Annotated in this window: 4 protein-coding genes; 1 reads left to right on the top strand and 3 read right to left on the bottom strand. The window is 68.9% G+C overall.

All coding sequences use genetic code 11. The annotated features are described in order from the left end of the window. The first annotated feature begins 38 nt into the window (after positions 1-38). On the top strand, positions 39-1,415 hold the full coding sequence (locus FHR32_RS34150; RefSeq protein ID WP_184758694.1) for a phenylacetate--CoA ligase family protein: 1,377 nt from the start codon (positions 39-41) through the stop codon (positions 1,413-1,415). A gap of 31 nt (positions 1,416-1,446) precedes the next feature. Here FHR32_RS34150 and FHR32_RS34145 read toward each other — a convergent pair whose 3' ends face one another. Genes FHR32_RS34145 through FHR32_RS34135 form a run of 3 tightly spaced genes read right to left on the bottom strand, consistent with a single transcriptional unit; the run spans position 1,447 to position 4,213 of the window. Then, positions 1,447-1,641, bottom strand: coding sequence for a ferredoxin (locus FHR32_RS34145; RefSeq protein ID WP_184758693.1), 195 nt, complete (start codon positions 1,639-1,641; stop codon positions 1,447-1,449). A gap of 16 nt (positions 1,642-1,657) precedes the next feature. Further along, a complete protein-coding gene (locus FHR32_RS34140) occupies positions 1,658-2,851 on the bottom strand; it encodes a cytochrome P450 (RefSeq protein ID WP_246468256.1) in 1,194 nt (397 codons plus the stop codon). A gap of 6 nt (positions 2,852-2,857) precedes the next feature. Beyond that, entirely contained in the window at positions 2,858-4,213 is a 1,356-nt protein-coding gene (locus FHR32_RS34135) for a glycosyltransferase (RefSeq protein WP_221466636.1), read from the bottom strand. Positions 4,214-4,230 lie beyond the last annotated feature (17 nt).

Below are 4,230 nucleotides of genomic sequence, written 5' to 3'. Positions count from 1 at the left end.
CATGCACCCCCGCTCATCAGAGACAGGACCAGACGATCATGGGCGAAGACATCCGTCAGCTCAGGCGCGACTCCAGACGCGCCCACGAACTCGGCCCAGCGGCCATCCAGGAACGGCAGCGCGCCAATCTGGCTGAGATGGTGACCTTCGCGCGCGCCGCCTCGCCGTACTTCCGCGAGCTCTACCGGGATCTGCCGGACAGGGTCGACGATCCGGCGATGCTGCCGATCACCACCAAACAGGCGCTGATGGACCGCTTCGACGACTGGGTCACCGATCGCGAGGTGACGTTCGAGCAGGTCCAGACGTTCGTGGACGACCCGGGGCTCGTGGGCGAGCGGTTCCTCGGCAAGTACATGGTCGCCCACACCTCCGGCACCACGGGCGTGCTCGGGTACTTCCTGCTGGACGACCGCAACATGGCGGTGAACGTCGCCCTCGGCTCGCTCACCAGTTCAGGGATGAACCTCGGCGTCCTCATGCGGATCCTGGCCCGGCGCGGGCGGATGGCGATGATCTGCGCGCCCAACGGCCACGGGCTCAGCCTGGCCCTGGCGCTCCGGTTCCAGAAACGGAAGCTGACCGGCCGGTTGCTGCGGATCATCTCGATCTACCGGCCGCTGCCCGAACTGGTTGCCGAGCTCAACGCGTACAGCCCGGCGATGATCATGAGCTCGCCGAGCGTGCTCTCGCTGCTCGCCGGCCAGCAGGAGAAGGGCCGCCTGCGGATCAGGCCTGCGGTGGTCTTCGCCGCGGGCGAGACCGTGACGACAGAGGACGTCAGCCGGTTCGGCGACGCCTTCGACGCCGGGATCGCCGTAACGTACTCCACGACGGAGTGCGGCTTCCTCTCGTACGGCTGCGGCCACGGCTGGTACCACGTCAACAGCGACTGGGCAGTGCTGGAGCCCGTCGACGCCGATTACCGGCCCACCCCGCCGGGCGAGCCGTCGCACACCGTGCTGCTGAGCAACCTCGCCAACCGGGTCCAGCCGATACTCCGCTACGACCTGGGCGACAGCGTCGTGGTCCGCCCCGACCCCTGTCCGTGCGGGGACCCGCGGCCTGCGGTCAGGGTGCAGGGCCGTACCGCCGACGTGCTCACCTTCCCCGGCGGCCGGGGCGAGCCGGTCAGCATCGCGCCGATGGCCATCGGCGCGCTGGTGGACCACGTTCCCGGTGGCGGGATCGAGCAGTTCCAGATCGTCCAGACCACGCCCACGAACCTGCGGGTGCGCCTGACGGCGGCGGCCGACGCCGATGCCGACCACGTGTGGAAGGCGGTGCGGGCCGAGCTCACCCAGTTGCTCACAGAGCACGAGGCCGGCGACATCACGCTCGAACGGGCGGACGAACCGCCTCAGTTGTCCGCCAGCGGCAAGTTCCGTGAGGTCATCCCGCTGTCACAACCCTGACCGGGCCGGATGCGCTCGCTCGCCGCGGCACTCAGCCGTCGGCGAGCGAGATGGATCTGGACGGGCACGAACGGACGGCCTGCCACACGACGGCCCGGGCCGAGTCGCCTGGGGTCTCGGCCAGAACCGTGACCGTGCCCTTGTCGCTCTGGTCGAAGACCTCGGGCGCGATGAGCACGCACTGGCCGGCGCCGATGCAGCGCTCGGCGTTCACATTCACCCGCATGACACCCCTCACAACGTCACCAACGGACCGGCAGCGCGTGCAGCCCGAACAGCACGCCGTCGTACTTGAACGGCAGGTCCTCCACCGCCTGGTCGAGTTCGAGGCCAGGAATCCGCCGGAACAGGGACTCGAAGACGGTCTCCATCTCGATCCTGACGAGGTTCTGCCCGAGGCACTGGTGCACGCCGTACCCGAACGCGACATGATGGCGGGCGGAACGGGTCGGATCGAACTCGTCCGCGCGCTCGAACGTGGCCTGGTCGTGGTTGGCCGAGGCACCGAGCGGGACGATTCCCTCCCCGGCCCTGATGAGCTGCCCGCCGATCTCGACATCCTCCACGGCCACCCGCAGCGCCACCCGGTCGGCCACGGACAGGTAGCGCAGCACCTCCTCGACCACGCCCGGCGTGTGGATCCACTGCGGGTTCAGCAGCAGCATGAGGACGCCGAGCGCGATGTTGTTCGCCGTCGTCTCGTGCCCGGCGATCAGCAGCAGCATCGTGACGCCCGAGATCTCCTTGGGGGTCAGCGTCCCGGCCGACAGCAGCCGGCTGAGCAGGTCCCTGCCGGGGAAACGCTGCTTCATCGCGATCAGTTTGGCGATGTAGAGCAGCAGGTCCTGGGTGGCGGCGTCGCGCTCGTCCTCGGTCGAGGTGAGCGTCACCAGGACGCGCGTCCTCGACTCGAACAGCTCGCGGTCGGAACGCGGCACGCCGAGCAGCTCGCAGATGACCAGCGACGGCACCGGCAGCGCGTACGCGGACACCAGGTCGGCCGCGGTGCCTCCGGCGAGCATGGCGTCGATGCAGGAGTCGACGATCCGCTGGACGGTCGGGCGCAGCTCGCTGACCCGCCGTACGGTGAACTCGGGGATCAGCGCCTTGCGGAACCTGGTGTGCTCGGGTGGGTCGTAGGCGACGAACCACCCGGGGATCTGGTCGGGCGGCGGCACGGTCCCGTTGCGCCCGATCGTCGGGAACCCCGGATGCAGCGGACTGGCACTGATCCGGGGGTCGGTCAGTACGGCCCGCACGTCCTCGTGGCGCGCGACCAGCCATACGGTGCTGCCACCCGGCAGCGCCGATCTGACCAGGCCCGGCTGAGCCCGGAGCACGGCGTACTCGTCAGGGGGCGACAGTTGCCCGTGCCGCCGCGTGGGGAACTCGATGCTGGACATCTCGGTGCTGGACATGCGGTGCCCTTCGGTCATGAGCGGTCATTTCAGCGCCGGGTGGCCCAAGACCAGATTGGCGGCCGTTCTGACGCCGCCCGCCTCCCGCAGCTCGCGGGAGAAATACTCGGCGCGTTCACGGAAGGAAGGGGCGCCGAGCACGCGGGTGATCTTGCCGAACACGTCCTCGACGTCGACGGTCTGCGGATCGTCCACCGTGAGGCTGACCCCGCTGTCCACGCCGCGGATCGCCTGGTCGTAGCAGTCGACCCAGAGTGGCCTGATGACCTGCGGCTTGCCGAAGTACAGACCCTCGTGGAAGGCGTTGCCGCCGCCGTGGTTGAAGAAGAGCCTCACACTCGGATGGGCCAGCACGTCCAGCTGCGAGGGCAGCCAGCTCTCGATCCTGAGGTTCGCCGGCAGCTCGTCCCTGGGAGGCAGGTGGCGCTGCTGCTCGTCCGGCAGCTTCCAGAGGACCGCGTGCTCGCCGTCCAGCCTCCGCGCGACCTCCACCATCGCGTGCACCTCGTCGCGGGTCAGCCGGGTGATGGTGCCGAGCCCGACGTAGACCACGGAGGGGTTGGCATCGAGCCAGCGCGACAGGTCGCCGTCGTCCGGTGCCTCTGGCAACGGCGGGATCATGGCACCGACCAGGTGGAACTTCTCCGGAACCGGCAGGGGATACTCCAGCCCGAAGACCGTGTAACACAGGACGAGATCCGCATGGTCGACCTTCGCCCGCAGGCTGAGCGCCTCCCGCGGGAGCAGGCCCTTCCGCACCCGTGAGACGGTGTCGAGAACGTGCTTCAGCATCGACGGGTGCAGGAGCATCAGCCCGGCCCTGAGCCTGAACACCCGGTTGCGGACCTTCTGCGTGAACGACATGCGCAACGGCAGACCCGTGTGCAGCATGGGGAACCCGCGCGGCATGAGCAGGTTGCTCGGCATGAAAGGCGAGCTGAGGACGGACGGGATCTTCCTCTTGAGCGCCGCCACGAGCGCGGGCAGGTTCACGCTGTCGAAGATCATGAGAGCTGGTTCGAGCTCGTCGACCACGGCCTCGATCGCCTGGGACTTCTCTCGCGTCCCCGGCGCGCCGAACCCGCGCCGCACCACCGCGCGGTGCGCCTTCCACCGGGAGCGCTGGGTGATCTGCCGGTAAGTCTCGTCGTCCCAGTCGACGGGGGAGTAGTGGGGGTTGATCGCGCCCAGCGAGGCGAAACGGACGCCGCTTCCCTCGTCGATCTTCTCGACGTCGGCCCTGCGGGGCTCGTCGGACGCGAACCACAGGTTCTCCGTACCACGCCTGGCCAGCTCGGCGGCCAGGACGCGCAGAGGATTGAAGACGCCGACGCCCGCATTGCTCACGATCAGCAGTGGCTTGCGACCTTCGTCCACCATGCGTACCTCCAACGCGG

This window comes from Streptosporangium album (genome assembly GCF_014203795.1).
GTDB classification, from domain to species: Bacteria; Actinomycetota; Actinomycetes; order Streptosporangiales; family Streptosporangiaceae; genus Streptosporangium; species Streptosporangium album.
This window is presented reverse-complemented; position numbering and strand designations above follow the sequence as displayed.

Bases quoted from the DNA above. Each gene is read 5' to 3' on its own strand.
- FHR32_RS34145 (WP_184758693.1), bottom strand. From the start codon at position 1,641: ATGCGGGTGAATGTGAACGCCGAGCGCTGCATCGGCGCCGGCCAGTGC.
- FHR32_RS34135 (WP_221466636.1), bottom strand. From the start codon at position 4,213: ATGGTGGACGAAGGTCGCAAGCCACTGCTGATCGTGAGCAATGCGGGC.
- FHR32_RS34140 (WP_246468256.1), bottom strand. From the start codon at position 2,851: ATGACCGAAGGGCACCGCATGTCCAGCACCGAGATGTCCAGCATCGAG.
- FHR32_RS34150 (WP_184758694.1), top strand. From the start codon at position 39: ATGGGCGAAGACATCCGTCAGCTCAGGCGCGACTCCAGACGCGCCCAC.